The following is a 16,804-nucleotide window of genomic DNA, read 5'->3' as shown; positions in this document are numbered from 1 at the left end:
TTTTCAGAGGGTTAAAAAACATAGCATTGAAACCAACATCGCGCAAAGAGTGAGCGTTTAGAGTGTTTCTGGCATCAGGTAATGCACCGGATGCCGGGAACGTTTCGTTCACTCACTCACCGGAGGAGTAATGATCAACAAGAATCTGCATGCCACCGACGCGGCCGTCGCCGATGTGCAGGACGGTGCCACGATTATGATCGGCGGATTTGGTCCCGCCGGTCAGCCGTATGCGTTGCTGGAGGCGCTGGTACGCCATCGGCCCCGTAATCTGACGCTGATCAGTAACAATGCGGGCAACGGCGACAGTGGCCTGGCCGCGCTGCTTAAGGCCGGTTGTGTCGGTAAAATCATTTGCTCATTTCCACGGCAGACCGATTCATGGATTTTTGACGATCTTTACCGTCGCGGCAGGATTGAGCTGGAGCTGGTGCCGCAGGGAACCCTTGTGGCACGGATTCAGGCAGCCGGCTGCGGATACGGCGGGATCTATACGCCTACCGGTTTCGGAACGGAACTGGCCGCAGGTAAAGAAACGCGGGAAATCAATGGTCGCCAGTACGTGCTGGAAATGCCGCTCAGAGCAGACTTTGCGCTGATCGAAGCAGAGCGCGGAGACAGCTGGGGCAATCTGGTATACCGCAAGGCCGCACGTAACTTCGGGCCGATTATGGCGATGGCCGCCGCCTGTACCGTTGCCGAAGTCCACTTTCTGGCGTCACCGGGTGAACTTGATCCGGAAGCGGTGGTGACACCCGGAATTTTTGTACAGCGCGTGGTCGTGACCGATCACCGCACAACCCCGCTTCTGACCTGAGGAGTACGCGAATATGGACATGGCAAAAATCAGCCACGAGGCGCTTGCGATGCGTATCGCGCAGGATATTCCCGATGGTGCCTACGTTAATCTGGGGATCGGATTGCCCACTCTGGTCGCCAACTGCCTTCCCGCCAATAAAGATATTTTCCTGCACAGCGAAAACGGCATTCTGGGGATGGGCCAGGCCCCCGCTCCCGGGGACGAAGACCCCGACCTCATTAACGCCGGCAAGCAGCCGGTTACCCTCCTCCCCGGCGGCTGCTTTTTCCATCACGGCGATTCCTTCGCAATGATTCGGGGCGGGCACCTCGACCTCTGTGTGCTGGGGGCCTATCAGGTATCCCAGCGAGGCGATCTGGCTAACTGGAGTACAGGCAAATCCGATGCGATCCCCGCCGTGGGTGGCGCAATGGACCTGGCAATTGGAGCCCGACGCATTGTGGTAATGACGGAACATCTGACACGCCGCGGCGAATGCAAGATTGTTGAACAATGTAGCTATCCGCTGACCGGAATGGCCTGTGTCAACCGCATCTACAGCGATCGGGCGGTCATCGATGTCACCGGGAACGGGCTAATCGTGCGTGAAATCCTCAGTAATATCACGCCGCAGCAGCTCCAGGATATTACGCCGGTTGAACTGACTTTCGCCTGCGATCGGGGAGGAAGATACGATGAACAACGCCTGGCTTTGTGATGCCGTACGCACCCCTTTTGGTCGACTGAACGGCGGCCTCGCCACGATCCGTGCGGATGAACTGGCCGCACTGCCAATCCGAGCGCTGGTTGAGCGGCACAGCCAGATTGACTGGCGCGCGCTGGACGACGTGCTGTACGGCTGCGCGAATCAGGCCGGAGAGGATAATCGAAACGTTGGGCGCATGGCCCTGCTACTTGCCGGGTTGCCCGCTTCCGTACCCGGTTGCACCGTCAACCGTCTGTGCGGTTCCAGCCTGGACGCGGTGGCCATGGCCGCCCGGAGTATTCATACCGGGGAAAACCATCTGCTGATGGCGGGTGGCGTAGAGCATATGACCCGCTCACCTTTCGTGATGAGCAAGGCAGATAAAGCCTTCAGCCGTCAGATGCAGCTGGAAGACACGACTATGGGCTGGCGGCTGATTAATCCGCGTATGAAGGCACTGTACGGCGTAGAGTCGATGCCGCAAACCGCTGAAAATCTGGCGGCTAAATTCGATATCAGCCGGGAGGATATGGATGCGCTGGCCCTGCGCAGCCAGCAGCGCACAGCCGACGCGCAGAACAAGGGGTTTTATCGCGATCAGCTGATGGCAGTGGAGATCGCGCATCAAAACGCCCCTTCCAGCTGGTTTTCTGAGGATGAACACCCGCGCCCCGTCACGCTGTCGATGCTGGAAAAACTGAAGCCGGTAACGTTTCCACAGGGGACGGTAACAGCGGGTAACGCATCAGGGCTGAACGACGGTGCGTGCGCCCTGTTGCTGGCCAGCGATGCGGGCCTGCAACGACATCAACTCACGCCCCTGGCGCGCATTATTGCCAGCGCAATTACGGGTATTGAACCCACCATTATGGGGCTGGGCCCGGTGGCAGCCATCCGCAAAGTGCTGGCGTTCACCGGCTTAACCCTGGAGCAAATGGATGTGATTGAGCTGAATGAGGCCTTCGCCGCCCAGATACTGGCCGTCACCCGCGAACTGGGGTTGGCGGACGATGAAGCCAGAGTGAATCCGAATGGCGGTGCCATCGCCCTCGGGCATCCGCTCGGTGCTTCCGGCGGCAGACTGGTGATGAACGCCGCCTGGGCGCTACAGCAGAGCAACGGCCGTTACGGGCTGTGTGCCATGTGTATCGGCGTTGGTCAGGGGATCGCGATGATTATTGAGAGGAGTTAACATGCAGATTGAGTATCGACTCGATGGTCCGGCTGATGCCCCCGTGCTGGTGTTATCAAATTCACTGGGCACCACCTTCACGTCGTGGCAGCCACAGATGGCCGCGCTGACCCGTCATTTCAACGTGCTGCGCTACAACACACGCGGCCACGGCAATACGCCGTTACCTCCGTCATCGGTCACCCTCGAACTGCTGGGCCGCGATGTTATCGATCTGCTGGACAGAGAAGGCATTCAGCAGGCCCACTTTTGTGGTGTTTCGCTGGGGGGGCTCACCGGACTGTGGCTCAGCCGTTTTGCTGCACATCGCTGCCGGCGCATGGTCGTCGCGAATACGGCTGCCCGCATCGGCCATTCTGCCCACTGGCTGCAGCGCGTCCGCCATATCCGTAAAAAAGGACTGTCCGCGATCGCAGCTTCAGCGCCTTCCCGCTGGTTCGGCGAAGATTTTATTCGTCATTTTCAGCAACAGGTCAGTGAAATGAGCGTGGCGCTGTCGCAGGCGAGTCCGGAGGGATATGCCGCCTGCTGCGAAGCGCTGGCCGCCGCCGACCTGCGGGAAGAGGTCAGGCGTATAAGACTGCCGATGTTGATTGTGGCGGGTGAAAACGACCTGATTACGCCGGTCGCTGATTCAGAGTGGTTGCGGAGCCATATTCACGGTGCCGAGCTGACGCTGTTGCCCGCCTCGCACTTGAGTAATATTGAGTGCCCGCAGGCATTCAGCGAACGGGTCTGTGATTTTCTGCTGGCCTGAATCAGTAGAATTGTTACCGGTACGCACGGCACCGGTAACATTGAACACGCTTAAAGAGGATGGTAGGCAAAAAGCGCCGGGGCACCGCCGGTATGCACAAAAACAATCGGCCCTTCGCGACGGAAACGATTCTGAGCGATACCGTCAATCAGCCCCGCCATCGCCTTACCGGTGTAAACCGGGTCGAGGAAAATACCCTCAAGCCGCGCCAGCAGTTTTACCGCTTCCAGGCCTTCTTCATTCGGTACGCCGTACTTAGGTGCAAAGTAGTCATCCCACAGGGTAATTTCCGCGCGACTGTTCAGCTCCAGCGACTGCGCCACCTGCTGACGAAGTAATTCCACTTTTGGCAGCTGAGCGGCAGCTTTACGGGAAACCGTGACGCCAACCAGTTCGGTATCCGGCAGCAGCTGCTCCAGCCCGACCGCCAGTCCGGCATGGGTCCCGGCGCTGCCGGATGCCACCACTACCGCCGCAAAATCCACTACGCCTTCGCTCTGGTGGGCAATTTCCTGCGCACATTCAACGTAGCCCAGCGCACCCAGTGCGCTCGAACCGCCGACCGGAATGCTGTACGGGCGGAATCCCTGAGCCTCCAGCAGCGTGGCCTGCTCTTCCAGCTGCGCGTCGGGATCGTGCAGCGCATCCACCATCACCACTTCCGTATTCATCAACTCCAGCAGCAGACGGTTACCGTTGCTGAGGTAGTTTTCTGCACGAGTATCGATGGGATTTTCCAGCAGCGCCACGCATTTCAAACCCAGTTTTGCCGCCACTGCTGCCGTCTGGCGAACGTGGTTAGACTGGATAGCGCCGGCGGTAACCAGCACGTCAGCGCCATTGCGCAGCGCATCGGCGGCGAGAAACTCCAGCTTTCTGAGCTTGTTGCCCCCCAGCGCCACTGGCGTAACGTCATCACGTTTGATGAAAATATCGCGCCCCAGATAGTCTGAAAGACGGGGTAAATGCTCCAACGGCGTTGGAGCACCCAACAGCTCAACACGGGGAAAATTAACAAGATTATGTAAGGACAACGCGGCCTCCGCGAGATGTGCGTTCGAATTATTCCTTAGTGTTGCAGAAGATAGCGATCGGGTCATCTTTCATTTGGTGATAACTCAATGCCAGGCTGAATAACGGTGAAAAAAAATTACAGCTTAGATCACACTTTTCACAACGGCTGCTCCATAATTCAGATCCCGAACTGATGAAAAATGGAACAAGGATATGCGCAATCCCACGCTGTTGCAGTTTTTTCACTGGTACTATCCCGATGGCGGCAAGCTGTGGCCTGAAGTGGTTGATAAGGCCCCCAGTCTGGCTGAAATGGGTGTAACCGCTGTCTGGTTACCCCCGGCGTATAAAGGCGAGTCCGGCGGGTATTCCGTTGGTTACGATACTTACGATCTGTTCGACTTAGGCGAATTCGAGCAGAAGGGTTCAAGAGCCACTAAGTACGGTGATAAAGAGCAGCTGCTGGCCGCAACCGAGGCGCTGAAGTCCCATGGGATAGGGGTCATTCTGGATGTGGTGCTTAACCACAAAATGGGTGCGGATGAAAAGGAACGGGTGCAGATCAACCGCGTGAATCCCGACAATCGCGAAGAGATTGATGATGAGGTGATCGAAGCCGAAGCCTGGACCCGCTTCACCTTCCCGGCTCGTGAGGGAAAATATTCAAAATTTGTCTGGGATTACAAATGTTTTAGCGGCGTCGATCATATTGAAAACCCCGATGAGAACGGCGTGTTCAAGATCGTCAACGACTATACCGGCGAGGGCTGGAACGAACAGGTCGACGATGAGCTGGGCAACTTTGATTATCTGATGGGTGCCAATATCGACTTTCGCAACCATGCGGTGACCGAGGAGCTGAAGTACTGGGCGCGCTGGGTGATGGAGCAAATCCCTGCCACCACCGGCTTCCGGCTGGACGCGGTGAAGCATATTCCGGCCTGGTTCTACAAAGAGTGGATCGAGCACGTGCAGGAGGTCAACGACGAGCCGCTGTTTATCGTTGCCGAATACTGGTCGCATGAGCTGGACAAGCTGCAGCAGTATATTGACCAGGTGGACGGCAAAACCATGCTGTTTGATGCGCCACTGCAAATGAATTTCCATCACGCCTCGCAGCAGGGTTCCGATTACGATCTGAGCCAGATCTTTACCGACACGCTGGTCGCGGCCGATCCGTGGCATGCGGTAACCATTGTCGCCAACCATGATACTCAGCCGTTACAGGCGCTGGAGGCCCCGGTCGATCCCTGGTTCAAACCGCTGGCCTACGCGCTGATTTTACTGCGCGAAAACGGCGTCCCTGCCCTGTTCTATCCCGATCTTTACGGTGCCCGCTATCAGGATGAGGGCGACGACGGCGAGCAGTATGAGATTGAGATGCCGGTGGTGGCGGAGCTTGAAGCGCTGATTCGTGCCCGCCAGCTGTATGCGCACGGCGTGCAGACCGAGTGGTTCGATCACGCCAACTGCGTCGCCTTTGCGCGCAGCGGCACGGAGGAACTGCCGGGCTGCGTTGTGATCATGTCCAACGGGGATGAGGGGGAGAAGGTGCTGGAGCTGGGTGAGAATTTTGCCGGTAAGCGCTGGTTTGATTATCTCGGCCACCGCGAGGAGCAGGTTGAAAGTGACGAGAACGGTATCGCGACGTTCCGCTGTAATCCGGGCAGCGTGAGCGTTTGGGTACTGGAATAGTGTAGCGGCTCCTCGCGCAGCCAATGACTACACGCTTTTCTCGCTGTTGAATTGGTTGTTGGGGTTCAGCCTCTGCTGCTGCTTCAGGGCGGTCCTCGCGCTGCGTTGCGGTACCCTCGGTTACGCCATTGCGCCGACCGGATCGGCCAGGATTGAACGTCCCTGTTCAAACCTGACCTGACGCCAACATCCGTGTTGTCGTCTCCTGGCGTAATGGCTCCACCTCAGCGCTGTGGATGCCCTTACGCAGCAGCAGAGGCTGTCCCCGTTAATCATTTCATCGCTTTTAGATTTTCAGGCAACACGGAATTTTGACAGCAGGCTGGCCGTGCCCCCGAGAGGGCAATCCACAGCGCTGAACGCAGAGAGGAAGCCAGGATTCGGCCACACGGACGTGGCCGAAAGTTACAGCCGGGCAGGACGCCCGTCTGTGACGCTCCGACCGGCTGACGAACGAAGTGAGGGAACCGCTTAGCGGCGCGAGGACCGCCCGAACGGGGGGCACGGCCAGCCAGCGCTAACTCCCGACGCGGCAAACAACACAGCACTGGCACACTATCTCAGCAAGCACCAGGCTCAACCCGCATCAGTTCGCCCGATTAAACACACCGCTATAGTGCTTACCACTCTTTGCAGCAGTCGGCTCACCCGCAGCCTGTGCGGCTTTCGGTTCAGCATTATCCGCCAGCGCCTTCTGGCACTCTGCCGTCGGCTGATTCACCTTGCTCAACGTCAGCTTATCGTAATGCAAAACGCTGCCTTCCAGCTCCAGCGGCATCACCCGGGACTGATTATTAATGTTCACCCAGTCACCATCAAGCAGAGTGGTCTTGCCCGGTTTGGCAATCACCCGCTGCCACTGACGGCAGTCAAGCGTATCGCCCGCGGCGGTAATAATCAGGCTGGCGCGCGCTTCAGGGCTGACCAGCCCTTTCTGCGGGCCCATCGTCTGCCAGCTACCCACCAGCGATGCCGGCGGTGGCGTTTTCACCGCGCTGCTGTAACCTTCCAGCTGCGCACAACCGCTCAACGCGGTAACGGCCAGCCCTGCAATAATCCAGTTTTTCATGTTTTTCCCTGCTTTATGAATCTCGCGCTACGTTATAATTAATTCCCGCTGTGCCGCAAGCCCGATCGCCAGTTCACGACCGATTTCTGCCCTTTTCACCCTGCCTGCAACCGCACCGCACCTTTTCTTTTCCCGCTTGCCCCGTGTACACTGGCGGCCGAAATTACCCAGGCAGGACCGCTATGAAAACCGTTGAAGAATATTACGCCATTGCTAAAGACCTGTTTCTTGAAGCTCATCCGGAGCTGAAATCAGGTATTGAGAACCTCACAGCAGAACAGGCGGCCAGCGTCGGTATGAGTATTGAACAGCTTCAGGCGCTGCAAAAAGATCGCGCCTACGCGGCCTACGTGCGCGAGAAAAAACTGGACGGCGTTTTATTTGCCATTCAGCTGGCCGAGCCGGATAAAGCCGTGATGGTGGAAGCGATTGAAACCTATCTGCGCTCGCATGCTGAAGCGCTGGGATTGAGCTGGGAAGAGTTTTGTATTCAGAACGAACTGTGATCGGTCGATCCTCCCGAACAGACGCGCCAACACGTCTGTTCGGGGGTCGTAGCGCTTAACCGGCCAGGCGGGAGCCTGACGTTGCCGCCAGCTCATCCTCGCGGAATGCTTCCCGCCTTACGCTAAAACCATCGTACCAACGACATTCAACCATACCGCTGGCAACACCCGTCACAATCATCACGGGTCCACCATCCTTGTGCTGCACTTCATTACTGATTATAAACATCACAAAGCACCTCCCTTCCGGTTAAAAGACAGAATAGTTATAGCATCTTGTTGATTTCGATGCTGTTAACTGGAGGTAAACAAATTGTTAAATGCAAATAAGCAGTTAAAAACTCGATAAATAAAAAAAATGAATAAGTTTTGCAGGTTTCGTTTATGTGAACCAGCTCTCACTTACACTTAGATTTTGCAACCTTCACAGTCAGCTTCATCGCCTAAGTCGGCCGGCAATTCTGCGGCTTTTTTCTCTGCGTTGGCTTCCGCCTGCTCCAGCTGCGCATCAATATCAAATTCAAAAATATCGTCTTTCATCACATTGCTCCCACATTGGTAAAAAAAACGGACCCGCCTGGCGAGTCCGCAAGCCGCACGTTATACCGATTAGCCGCGCACTCTGGCAATCAAATTTACCAGCGACAGCACAATCGACCCCACGATAAACCCGATCACCAGATTGGCCCCGTTAGACGCAAGGGCCGCAACCAGCGCGCCCAATCCGGCGCTAAATCCTTCAATAGCATGATGCAGGAACGGCACACCGTGCACGATAATGCCGCCGCCGACCAGAAACATCGCCACGGTTCCTACCACGGTCAGAATTTTCATCAACCACGGTGCCGTCGCCAGCAGTACACCGCCCACCGATTTCGCCAGTGCCGAACTTTTTTTCTGCAGCCAGTAGCCAAGGTCGTCAATTTTCACAATCGCCGCCACAATGCCGTAAACGCCGACGGTGACCAGAATCGCAATCCCGGACAAAATCAAAACCTGATTCAGCAGCGGAGCTTCCGAGACGATCCCTAAGGTGATCGCCACAATTTCCGCAGAGAGAATAAAGTCGGTGCGAATAGCCCCCTGCACCTTTTTCTTCTCGAAGGCCGCCGGGTCCTGCTGCGCCACCTTCAGCAAACGCTGCTCGCGGGCCTCCGGGGTTTCATCACTTTTGCTTTTGTGCAGGCTGTGCAGCACCTTTTCCACCCCTTCATAACAGAGGTAGGCGCCGCCAATCATCAGCAGCGGCGTAATTGCCCATGGCGCAAAAGCGCTGATCACCAGCGCCAGCGGCACCAGGATCAGCTTATTGAGGAATGAGCCTTTGGCCACCCCCCACACCACCGGAAGCTCACGATTGGCTTTCACCCCGCTAACCTGCTGCGCATTAAGAGACAGGTCATCCCCCAGTACACCCGCGGTTTTCTTTGCCGCTACTTTTCCCATTACCGAAATATCATCAAGCAGCGTGGCAATATCATCCAGCAAGCTCAGTAAGCTACTTCCCGCCAAAGTGTGATTCCTTATTCATGTTCATCATGTTGACAGCAGGGGCACCGCTCAATCTCCAGCACCGCCATATCGGCAATACCTTCGCAGTCCCACTCAACGCGCACCGGCTGACCCTGTCGCTCGGTGTGGTGCAGATACTTGCTTACCGGGCTTTCGGTCATCCCGGTAATTTCCTCCGTGGCAATCAGCCGATCGCCGACGAAAATACGCGCCGTCGCCCGGGTGTTGACCATCCGTTCACCGCTTAGTTGATACAAACGCTTTACCGTCAGTTTAACACTGGCCATCTTCGCCCTGCGCTTCGCCGTAGAAAGTGGGGATGATCTAAACAATTATGCGTAACAAGTGCAAATTTTGTAAAAAAATTCCCATTCCTGAAGAAAAACATTTCCCTATTCCGCGTTAAAAAACGAGAATTTAGCGCTGCAATTACTCAACCGGACTGAGCTATTAACATGAAGTTGCGTCGTATTCCTGCCTGGCTGCCGCTGCTGGCGGCATTGTTCTCTCTCTATTTTATCTGGGGTTCAACCTATCTGGTTATCCGTATCGGTGTGGAAAGCTGGCCGCCAATGATGATGGCCGGGCTGCGATTCCTGCTGGCGGGCGTTGTGCTGATGGCGATTCTGCTGCTTCGCGGGGAAAAACTGCCGTCGCTGAAAGCCACAAAAAATGCGGCGATTATCGGCGTTTTACTGCTGGCGATGGGTAACGGCGCGGTCACCGTGGCCGAACATCAGCACGTCCCTTCCGGACTGGCAGCGGTGATGGTGGCGACCGTGCCGCTGTTCGCGATGTGCTTTAGCCGCATGTTTGGCATTCAGACGCGCTGGATTGAATGGGTGGGGATCGGCGTGGGGCTGGTGGGGATACTGCTGCTCAACAGCGGTGGACACATGGCCGGTAATCCGTGGGGAGCCTTGATGATTCTTGCGGGTTCAATGACCTGGGCGTTCGGTTCCGTTTGGGGCTCACGCATTGAGCTGCCGCAGGGAATGATGGCAGGAGCCGTTGAGATGCTGTCGGCGGGAATTGTGCTGCTGCTTGCCAGCACGCTGAGCGGTGAGCATCTGACCGGAACGCCCACACTGCCGGGCATTCTGGCGCTGGGCTATCTCAGCCTGTTTGGTTCGATTATCGCCATCAACGCCTATATGTTCCTGATCCGCAATGTCACCCCGGCAGTGGCGACCAGCTATGCCTATGTTAATCCGGTGGTGGCGGTGCTGTTGGGAATTGGCTTTGCCGGGGAAACGCTCTCTTCTCGTGAATGGCTGGCGCTGGCGATCATCGTATTTGCGGTGGTGCTGGTCACATTGGGAAAATATCTGTTCCCGGCAAAACCCGTGATCAAACCCATCAGCAGGGATTAACCGTTAAAGCTGGTGAATGCCTTTTTCATCGATCTCGCCGTTGCCTTCAGCGGCGCAGATCCACTCTTCAAGACGGGCGCTCAGCGCCTGTTCTTCCAGCCGCGTTTTACCGCGCAGCGAACACTCCCAGACCAGTAGCACCTTCCAGCCGCCGTCGGTAAGCTCAGCAATATAGCGTTTATCGCGCGCTACGTTACTGTCAATTTTCCCCATCCAGAACGCCGTACGCGTGGCGGGCATCTTAAATAAGTGGCAATGATGATGGTGCCAGAAACAGCCGTGAACAAAAATGATTGCCCGATAGTCCGGCAAAACAAAATCGGGCCTGCCGGGCAGCGATTTGTCCTGCGCGCGAAAAGTGATGTCCAGTTCGCCCAGCAGCTCCGCCACGCGCTGTTCAATCGCGGTGTCGCGGGTTCGGATCGCTCGCATATTTTTACTACGCACGTCGGGTTTATGTACGTCAGCCATCCTGATCTTCCTTTGGCAACAACGTTTGAGTATAGCGCTTTATTGTCGCGCAGGATGCCTCTACACTTAGCCAAAATTCCAGTTAAAGTGGATCTGATTTAATGAGCACTGTTGAACGAGATAAACTCACTTTGCCGAAAGGCGCGAATAAACTGCTGCTGCATTCCTGCTGCGCCCCCTGCTCTGGTGAAGTGATGGAAGCCCTGCAGGCATCAGGCATTGATTACACCATCTTCTTCTACAACCCGAATATTCATCCGCAGAAAGAGTACCTACTGCGCAAAGAGGAAAATATCCGCTTTGCCGAGCAGCACGGTATTCCGTTTGTCGATGCCGATTACGACACCGATAACTGGTTTGCGCGGGCAAAAGGCATGGAGTGGGAACCGGAGCGCGGTGTGCGCTGCACCATGTGCTTTGATATGCGTTTTGAGCGCACCGCGCTTTACGCCTATGAGAACGGTTTTCCGGTCATCTCCAGTTCACTGGGTATTTCACGCTGGAAGAATATGCAGCAGATTAACGACTGCGGTGACCGGGCGGCCGCGCCTTATGAGGGCATCAGCTACTGGGATTACAACTGGCGCAAAAAAGGCGGCGCGGCGCGCATGATCGAAATCAGCAAGCGCGAACGGTTTTATCAGCAGGAATACTGCGGCTGCGTCTATTCGCTGCGCGACAGCAACCTGCATCGCAAAAGCCAGGGCCGTCCGTTAATTAAACTGGGCGTGTTGTATTACGGTGATGAAGACGCTGAGGGAAAATCATAAATTATCGCCTGATGATGATAATCGCTGCGGGAGTGAGACAGGTACCGCAGTAAGAGCGTTGTCAGTCACAACGGTGAGACAATCGCCAGGGAAGTGGCACAGGCACAGCGACAAACCGTCGGTGCATGAATTGTTCAAAACACTGAAATAGAGATAAACATAACGCCCCTCACGACAAGGGGCGTTAATCGCAGCGGATACACGAAACGTCCTCAGCGCTTATTTTTTCTTTTTACTCTTTTTCAGCAGCGCGCGGACCTGCTTCAGTTCTGCTGCGCTCAGCTGTTCTGACAGTTCTTCAGCCGTATCCTGATTATCCACTTCCGGTTCTTTTGCCCCTTCAAGCGTGATCAGCAGACGGCGGGTCACTTCCTGACTGACCGAAGTCTGATTTTCCAGCGCAATGGCTTTCAGTGTTTCTTTTAATACAGGATCGATCTTTAACGTCAGGCTTACTGTCTCAGTCATTGTTGAATCTCCTGATAAATTTACACATCAAATTAGCCTGTTAAGCTAAATTTAACCATACTGTCATAAAAATTTAATATATCAGTGGCTAACCGCAAACTCAGCCAGTACCTGTCGATCCGTGCCGCAGAAATCCCCCTGTAGTTCCGCACAGAGTTTTGCCATATAGGCCACCAAAAAATCTGCATTGATTTCTGCCAGACGTTTGCCTTCGGCGGTCTGCATAGTTTGCGGCAGCTTAAGCAGCTTTTTTTGGAAATGATCCAGCGCCCATTCGGCATCATCCAGCGGCCTTTCGCGGGCCAATGGATCATGGCTGTCAAACAGCGAACGCCCCAGCGCGCCGGAGACATAAAATACGCGCGCCAGGCCAATAGCGCCCAGAGATTCCAGACGATCCGCATCCTGTACGATTTTTGCTTCCAGCGTCTCTGGCGTCACGGCGGCGCTAAAACTATGGGCGTGAACCGCGTGCATTACGGCGGCAATTTTTTCTGAAGGAAAGTCCGGAAACTCCGTCAGCAGAACCCGTCGGGCTTCTTCCGCCGCCTGGGCAGAAGCCAGATGCCGCTCCGGGTGGTTTTTCGGTAAGTTAACAATGTCGTGAAAATAGCAGCTGGTCAAAACCACCAGCGGGTCGGCCTCGCTTCCCTGCATAATGCGCTGTGCGGTTTGCCATACGCGCGCCAAATGAGCCACATCATGCGCTTTATCTTCTTTCTGCCAGCTCTGATGTAGCCACTGTTCGAAGCGCGATTGCCAGGTGTTCAGCATAATAGACTCTCCTTCATTCTTTGGACTTGTTGAGATCCTGGTGGCGTCAGACCACGACTAAAGAGCTGTGGCATGGTGGTAAAAATGAGACCTCCATCACTATATAGTACATGTATTCATTATGTTACAGCTTGATTGCAAGCTGGTACTTTCTGCGGCTTAAATATACCGCTTTAATTTTGCGCAAATCATTAAGCAGTCATAATACAGCGCAAAGGTAACGAAACGTTTCACCTGTCGACTCATGGCAAAGATTATCGTTTGCTTTACATTACCCCTTCCAGGTAAGCTCCACACTTTTCTGAATATTTTAAAAATGCCGCACTGCTTTAAGACATTGTAATTAAGCAACATGTAAAATATGTTACGCTGCAAAAATGACGTCGGCATGCCGCCTGAAAACGGCCACTTTACCGCCAGTACATCGCCATCAGCAGCATTTATCCTTGCAGTTATTTTTAGTAAATTTTACTGATGTTTTACCAAATAAATGCCCCTGATTGGTGTTAAAGGTTTAAGTTAGGAGTTCTCCGCATTGTGTTTTCATTTTAACTATGTGACTGGTTTGGTTGAGAAAGATATAGAGGTTATCCCATGAAAGAACGCCCGATTTTGTTCAGCGATCAACGGGTGCGCGCCCTGCTCTCTGGCCGTCAAAGCCAGACCCGGCGCATCATGAAATCCCAACCTTTCGGACCGGTTCAGGATAATCATGAAGGCTGTTACGGCATTGATGTAAAGCGTAACCACCTGCAAGGAAACCTGGTAATGAGCATGGAGAACATCAGCCACCACAGCCCGCACGGCCAGCCGGGCGATCGGTTATGGGTGCGGGAAACCTGGCGCGGGCCGGTTATTGCCCCTGAAGACGTTGCACGCTATCAGCAGGACCCTGCGGCGTTCAAAGACCGCAAGTATTGCCGCTACCGTGCCGATACCAGCGCCTGGGGCAGTGAAGATGGCGTAGGCCATCCCGGCTGGCAGGCAGGTATTCATATGCCGCGCTGGGCCAGCCGTATTGACCTGTTGATCACCCGTCTGCGTGTGGAAAAAATCCAGGATATCAGTGACGATGACATCATCGCTGAAGGCGTACAGTTCGACAGCCATTTTTTAAATAACTTCTTTACTATGCAGAGCGAAACCGACTCTCCAAAAGAAGCCTACCGCAAGGCATGGACCGCGCAGTATGGCGGTACCAGTTGGGAAGTGAATCCCTGGGTCTGGGTCATCGACTTTGAACGAATCTGACCGTTGTGAATGATGCGCGACGCTGAAGTTTTTCAGCGTCGTTTGCGCTTCGTCACAGACAATTCCTAATATAACTGGTTGAATATCCCCCTCAATTTGCCATCAGTTTTGGCAACTTTCATCAGCATCACACCCGTCAGCCGCTCAAATTTCATGCAATGTGTATTAACCCGTTGCAGCATTTGTGCGGCTGCGGCATGGTGTAAGAGGAATTCATTAGCGCATGGGGGCAATATCAGCATGATCAAATGGCCGTGGAAAAGCGATGATGACGCAGCGACCAGTGGATTACCCTGGCAACAGGCGCTTGAGATCCCCCTGCTCGCTCCGCTCAATGAGGATGAACGTCAGACACTGATCGCGCTCGCCGCACGCTTTTTGCGTCAGAAACGTCTTGTTGGCTTACAGAATCTTGAACTGGACGAGTTGAAGCGGTGCCGTCTGGCACTGTTGTTTTGCCTTCCCGTGCTCAACCTCGGCTACGACTGGCTGGATGGCTTTCTGGAAGTGCTGGTTTACCCTACCCCTTTTATGGTTGATGACGAATGGCAGGATGAGTTTGGCCTGGTTCACCGCGAGCGCATGGTGCAGTCCGGTCAGAGCTGGGAACAGGGTCCGATCGTACTTAACTGGCTGGATATTCAGGATTCTTTTGACCGCTCCGGTTATAACCTGGTGATCCACGAGGTGGCACACAAGCTGGACGCACACGGCAGCGGCGAGTCAACCGGTATTCCGGCCATGGCACTCCGTGACGTTGCCGGCTGGGAGCGCGATATGCTGGCGGCGATGAACGCAATTCAGGAAGAAGTCGATCTGGTTGGAGAAAACGCGGCGACCATTGATGCCTATGCGGCCAGCGATCCCGCGGAATGCTTCGCCGTGCTGTCGGAGTATTTCTTCAGCGCCCCGGAACTGCTGCTGGTGAGATTCCCGCAGGTTTACGCGCGGCTGCGCCAGTTTTATCGCCAGGACCCCTATCAGCGTTTGGAACTCACGTTAGAACAGCAAAACCCGGATGGAATTGTGCATTAAAACAACGGACTGCTGCAAACTACGCCATTCAGATAGCACCGCTACTTTTGCTGTTGACAGGTAACAGGCAGATCGCTAATATGCGCCTCGTTCACACGATTCCTCTGTAGTTCAGTCGGTAGAACGGCGGACTGTTAATCCGTATGTCACTGGTTCGAGTCCAGTCAGAGGAGCCATATTTAGAGAAGCCCGCTTAAGGAAACTTAAGCGGGTTTTTTGCTATGCGCGAAACAAACGCCGGGATGCTGTCCGCGGCTGTCATACCGGCGCACAAACTCAACGTGAAACCCCTCCTGGCATTCAGCATCAGGGCGCTATTCGCAGCCTGCGCGTACCTTTTTTGCTGTGGTAAGCGTCACAACCCACCCCGGTTTGTCCATTGACACCACTTTTTCTTAAAATGAGATCAAGATCGCTTACCCCTCCTCCAGCCGACGATATAATCGCCGTAAATTCAATTACGAACTCTTGCGGAGAGCCGTCATGCACCAGACAGATGATATTTTAGAAAGCCTGAAATTTATTCAAGAACACACCGACCTCAAGCCCACCGTCGGTATTATTTTGGGGTCCGGTCTGGGTCCATTTGCAGACACGCTGCAAAATGCCGTACGTATTCCTTACAGCGCGATCCCGCACTTTGCGAAGTCAGAAGCGGTTGGGCACGCCAATGAAATGGTTATCGGCACCATTGCCGATAAAACCGTTGTGGCAATGAAGGGGCGTTTCCATTATTACGAAGGGTTTTCGCTGGAACAGGTCACTTTCCCGGTGCGGGTAATGAAAGCGTTAGGCGTTGAAAAATTAATCATCACCAATGCCTGCGGTGCGGTCAATAAAGCGTTTAATCCTGGCGACCTGATGCTGATCACCGACCATATTAATTTAACGGCGGCGAATCCACTGATGGGGCCGAATAACCCGGAACTGGGAACCCGCTTCTTAGACGTTAGCGAGGTGTATAACAAATCACTTCGCCAGACAATTAAGGATGTCGCTCAGGAGCAAGGGGTATCACTTCGTGAAGGCGTTTATGCCTGGTGGACCGGCCCAACGTATGAAACACCGGCAGAGATCCGCATGATCAGAACCCTTGGCGCAGACGCGGTAGGAATGTCAACGGTGCCAGAGGCACTGGTTGCGCATCATTCCCAGATTAAGACGGTGGGGATTTCGTGCCTGACCAATATGGCGTGCGGTATTTTGGATCAGCCACTGAGCCATGATGAGGTGATTGAAACAGCAGAAAGAGTGAAATCAACCTTCCTGAATCTGGTGACTGAGGTCATTAAGCGATTCTGACCCTGACGGCAGTTTATTAATTAATCCACAGGTGCTAACGGCACCAGATATACAGCACCTGTGGTCATTTCATTATGATGATTGAGTTAATCAGTCATCCATCAAAATAC

20 protein-coding genes and 1 tRNA gene are annotated in these 16,804 nt (G+C 54.5%); 12 read left to right on the top strand and 9 right to left on the bottom strand.

Annotated features, from left to right (window positions below; genetic code table 11):
* Positions 1 to 130 precede the first annotated feature (130 nt).
* The 4 genes from JOE09_RS21755 to pcaD are packed head-to-tail and all read left to right on the top strand — an operon-like array spanning position 131 to position 3,454.
* Positions 131 to 817 carry a 3-oxoacid CoA-transferase subunit A gene (locus JOE09_RS21755; RefSeq protein WP_205067279.1) on the top strand — a complete coding sequence of 229 codons (687 nt, stop codon included), beginning with the start codon at positions 131 to 133 and terminating at the stop codon, positions 815 to 817.
* A gap of 19 nt (positions 818 to 836) precedes the next feature.
* The gene (locus tag JOE09_RS21750) at positions 837 to 1,517 is read left to right on the top strand and encodes a 3-oxoacid CoA-transferase subunit B (RefSeq protein WP_239553252.1); all 681 of its coding nucleotides are present in this window, start codon (positions 837 to 839) and stop codon (positions 1,515 to 1,517) included.
* On the top strand, positions 1,495 to 2,697 hold the full coding sequence (pcaF, locus tag JOE09_RS21745; RefSeq protein ID WP_205067277.1) for a 3-oxoadipyl-CoA thiolase: 1,203 nt from the start codon (positions 1,495 to 1,497) through the stop codon (positions 2,695 to 2,697). The genes JOE09_RS21750 and pcaF overlap by 23 nt, the downstream gene beginning before the upstream one ends.
* Position 2,698: 1 nt before the next feature.
* Positions 2,699 to 3,454, top strand: coding sequence for a 3-oxoadipate enol-lactonase (gene pcaD / locus JOE09_RS21740; protein ID WP_205067276.1), 756 nt, complete (start codon positions 2,699 to 2,701; stop codon positions 3,452 to 3,454).
* A 50-nt stretch (positions 3,455 to 3,504) separates the two neighbouring features.
* Here the strand turns inward: pcaD and JOE09_RS21735 are convergent, their stop codons facing one another.
* Entirely contained in the window at positions 3,505 to 4,488 is a 984-nt protein-coding gene (locus JOE09_RS21735) for a D-cysteine desulfhydrase (protein ID WP_105595112.1), read from the bottom strand.
* 193 nt (positions 4,489 to 4,681) lie between these two features.
* On the opposite strand from JOE09_RS21735, the gene amyA reads away from it, so the two are divergent.
* Complete coding sequence (amyA, locus tag JOE09_RS21730; protein WP_205067275.1) at positions 4,682 to 6,163, top strand: alpha-amylase; 1,482 nt, start codon at positions 4,682 to 4,684, stop codon at positions 6,161 to 6,163.
* Between the two features lie 586 nt (positions 6,164 to 6,749).
* On the opposite strand, the gene yedD is transcribed toward amyA, so the two are convergent.
* Complete coding sequence (gene yedD / locus JOE09_RS21725) at positions 6,750 to 7,232, bottom strand: lipoprotein YedD (RefSeq protein WP_205067274.1); 483 nt, start codon at positions 7,230 to 7,232, stop codon at positions 6,750 to 6,752.
* Between the two features lie 182 nt (positions 7,233 to 7,414).
* Between yedD and JOE09_RS21720 the strand changes: the two genes are divergently transcribed.
* Entirely contained in the window at positions 7,415 to 7,738 is a 324-nt protein-coding gene (locus tag JOE09_RS21720; RefSeq protein WP_105591609.1) for a DUF6388 family protein, read from the top strand.
* Positions 7,739 to 7,793: 55 nt separating this feature from the next.
* On the opposite strand, the gene JOE09_RS21715 is transcribed toward JOE09_RS21720, so the two are convergent.
* From JOE09_RS21715 to JOE09_RS21705, 4 genes are all read right to left on the bottom strand, one after another.
* Complete coding sequence (locus JOE09_RS21715) at positions 7,794 to 7,967, bottom strand: YodC family protein (protein ID WP_234471717.1); 174 nt, start codon at positions 7,965 to 7,967, stop codon at positions 7,794 to 7,796.
* A 179-nt stretch (positions 7,968 to 8,146) separates the two neighbouring features.
* Positions 8,147 to 8,278, bottom strand: coding sequence for a hypothetical protein (locus JOE09_RS26350; protein ID WP_255416823.1), 132 nt, complete (start codon positions 8,276 to 8,278; stop codon positions 8,147 to 8,149).
* Between the two features lie 69 nt (positions 8,279 to 8,347).
* Positions 8,348 to 9,250: a DUF808 domain-containing protein gene (locus JOE09_RS21710; RefSeq protein WP_105591607.1), complete on the bottom strand. Its 903-nt coding sequence runs from the start codon at positions 9,248 to 9,250 to the stop codon at positions 8,348 to 8,350.
* An 11-nt stretch (positions 9,251 to 9,261) separates the two neighbouring features.
* Positions 9,262 to 9,537, bottom strand: coding sequence for a hypothetical protein (locus JOE09_RS21705; protein ID WP_105591606.1), 276 nt, complete (start codon positions 9,535 to 9,537; stop codon positions 9,262 to 9,264).
* A gap of 168 nt (positions 9,538 to 9,705) precedes the next feature.
* Here JOE09_RS21705 and yedA point away from each other — a divergent pair, with 168 nt between their 5' ends.
* Positions 9,706 to 10,623, top strand: coding sequence for a drug/metabolite exporter YedA (gene yedA, locus JOE09_RS21700; protein WP_105591605.1), 918 nt, complete (start codon positions 9,706 to 9,708; stop codon positions 10,621 to 10,623).
* A 3-nt stretch (positions 10,624 to 10,626) separates the two neighbouring features.
* Here yedA and JOE09_RS21695 read toward each other — a convergent pair whose 3' ends face one another.
* Entirely contained in the window at positions 10,627 to 11,094 is a 468-nt protein-coding gene (locus JOE09_RS21695; RefSeq protein ID WP_105591604.1) for a very short patch repair endonuclease, read from the bottom strand.
* Between the two features lie 101 nt (positions 11,095 to 11,195).
* Here JOE09_RS21695 and JOE09_RS21690 point away from each other — a divergent pair, with 101 nt between their 5' ends.
* A complete protein-coding gene (locus JOE09_RS21690; protein WP_205067273.1) occupies positions 11,196 to 11,864 on the top strand; it encodes an epoxyqueuosine reductase QueH in 669 nt (222 codons plus the stop codon).
* A gap of 219 nt (positions 11,865 to 12,083) precedes the next feature.
* On the opposite strand, the gene JOE09_RS21685 is transcribed toward JOE09_RS21690, so the two are convergent.
* Positions 12,084 to 12,332 (bottom strand): hypothetical protein, encoded by a 249-nt coding sequence (locus JOE09_RS21685; protein WP_105591602.1) that lies wholly within the window; start codon positions 12,330 to 12,332, stop codon positions 12,084 to 12,086.
* A gap of 81 nt (positions 12,333 to 12,413) precedes the next feature.
* Positions 12,414 to 13,109 carry a phosphohydrolase gene (locus JOE09_RS21680; protein WP_105591639.1) on the bottom strand — a complete coding sequence of 232 codons (696 nt, stop codon included), beginning with the start codon at positions 13,107 to 13,109 and terminating at the stop codon, positions 12,414 to 12,416.
* A 591-nt stretch (positions 13,110 to 13,700) separates the two neighbouring features.
* Between JOE09_RS21680 and JOE09_RS21675 the strand changes: the two genes are divergently transcribed.
* The 4 genes from JOE09_RS21675 (at position 13,701) to JOE09_RS21660 (ending at position 16,694) form a co-directional block, all read left to right on the top strand.
* Positions 13,701 to 14,357, top strand: a complete 657-nt coding sequence (locus tag JOE09_RS21675; protein WP_205067272.1) for a hypothetical protein — start codon at positions 13,701 to 13,703, stop codon at positions 14,355 to 14,357.
* 240 nt (positions 14,358 to 14,597) lie between these two features.
* A complete protein-coding gene (gene mtfA, locus JOE09_RS21670; protein ID WP_205067271.1) occupies positions 14,598 to 15,392 on the top strand; it encodes a DgsA anti-repressor MtfA in 795 nt (264 codons plus the stop codon).
* 100 nt (positions 15,393 to 15,492) lie between these two features.
* Positions 15,493 to 15,568: transfer RNA gene (locus JOE09_RS21665), tRNA-Asn, on the top strand.
* 307 nt (positions 15,569 to 15,875) lie between these two features.
* Positions 15,876 to 16,694: a purine-nucleoside phosphorylase gene (locus JOE09_RS21660; RefSeq protein WP_105591598.1), complete on the top strand. Its 819-nt coding sequence runs from the start codon at positions 15,876 to 15,878 to the stop codon at positions 16,692 to 16,694.
* Positions 16,695 to 16,804 lie beyond the last annotated feature (110 nt).

The organism is Pantoea coffeiphila (assembly GCF_016909495.1).
GTDB classification, from domain to species: Bacteria; Pseudomonadota; Gammaproteobacteria; order Enterobacterales; family Enterobacteriaceae; genus Erwinia; species Erwinia coffeiphila.
The sequence above is the reverse complement of the archived record's forward strand: the minus strand, read 5'-3'. Positions and strand labels throughout refer to the sequence as shown.

Excerpts from the sequence above, each read along its gene's own strand:
- JOE09_RS21755 (WP_205067279.1), top strand. The coding sequence starts at position 131 with ATGATCAACAAGAATCTGCATGCCACCGACGCGGCCGTCGCCGATGTG.
- pcaD (WP_205067276.1), top strand. The coding sequence starts at position 2,699 with ATGCAGATTGAGTATCGACTCGATGGTCCGGCTGATGCCCCCGTGCTG.
- JOE09_RS21705 (WP_105591606.1), bottom strand. The coding sequence starts at position 9,537 with ATGGCCAGTGTTAAACTGACGGTAAAGCGTTTGTATCAACTAAGCGGT.
- JOE09_RS26350 (WP_255416823.1), bottom strand. The coding sequence starts at position 8,278 with ATGAAAGACGATATTTTTGAATTTGATATTGATGCGCAGCTGGAGCAG.
- yedA (WP_105591605.1), top strand. The coding sequence starts at position 9,706 with ATGAAGTTGCGTCGTATTCCTGCCTGGCTGCCGCTGCTGGCGGCATTG.
- JOE09_RS21695 (WP_105591604.1), bottom strand. The coding sequence starts at position 11,094 with ATGGCTGACGTACATAAACCCGACGTGCGTAGTAAAAATATGCGAGCG.
- JOE09_RS21660 (WP_105591598.1), top strand. The coding sequence starts at position 15,876 with ATGCACCAGACAGATGATATTTTAGAAAGCCTGAAATTTATTCAAGAA.
- pcaF (WP_205067277.1), top strand. The coding sequence starts at position 1,495 with ATGAACAACGCCTGGCTTTGTGATGCCGTACGCACCCCTTTTGGTCGA.
- JOE09_RS21750 (WP_239553252.1), top strand. The coding sequence starts at position 837 with ATGGCAAAAATCAGCCACGAGGCGCTTGCGATGCGTATCGCGCAGGAT.
- amyA (WP_205067275.1), top strand. The coding sequence starts at position 4,682 with ATGCGCAATCCCACGCTGTTGCAGTTTTTTCACTGGTACTATCCCGAT.
- JOE09_RS21685 (WP_105591602.1), bottom strand. The coding sequence starts at position 12,332 with ATGACTGAGACAGTAAGCCTGACGTTAAAGATCGATCCTGTATTAAAA.
- yedD (WP_205067274.1), bottom strand. The coding sequence starts at position 7,232 with ATGAAAAACTGGATTATTGCAGGGCTGGCCGTTACCGCGTTGAGCGGT.
- JOE09_RS21720 (WP_105591609.1), top strand. The coding sequence starts at position 7,415 with ATGAAAACCGTTGAAGAATATTACGCCATTGCTAAAGACCTGTTTCTT.
- JOE09_RS21690 (WP_205067273.1), top strand. The coding sequence starts at position 11,196 with ATGAGCACTGTTGAACGAGATAAACTCACTTTGCCGAAAGGCGCGAAT.
- JOE09_RS21675 (WP_205067272.1), top strand. The coding sequence starts at position 13,701 with ATGAAAGAACGCCCGATTTTGTTCAGCGATCAACGGGTGCGCGCCCTG.
- mtfA (WP_205067271.1), top strand. The coding sequence starts at position 14,598 with ATGATCAAATGGCCGTGGAAAAGCGATGATGACGCAGCGACCAGTGGA.
- JOE09_RS21715 (WP_234471717.1), bottom strand. The coding sequence starts at position 7,967 with ATGTTTATAATCAGTAATGAAGTGCAGCACAAGGATGGTGGACCCGTG.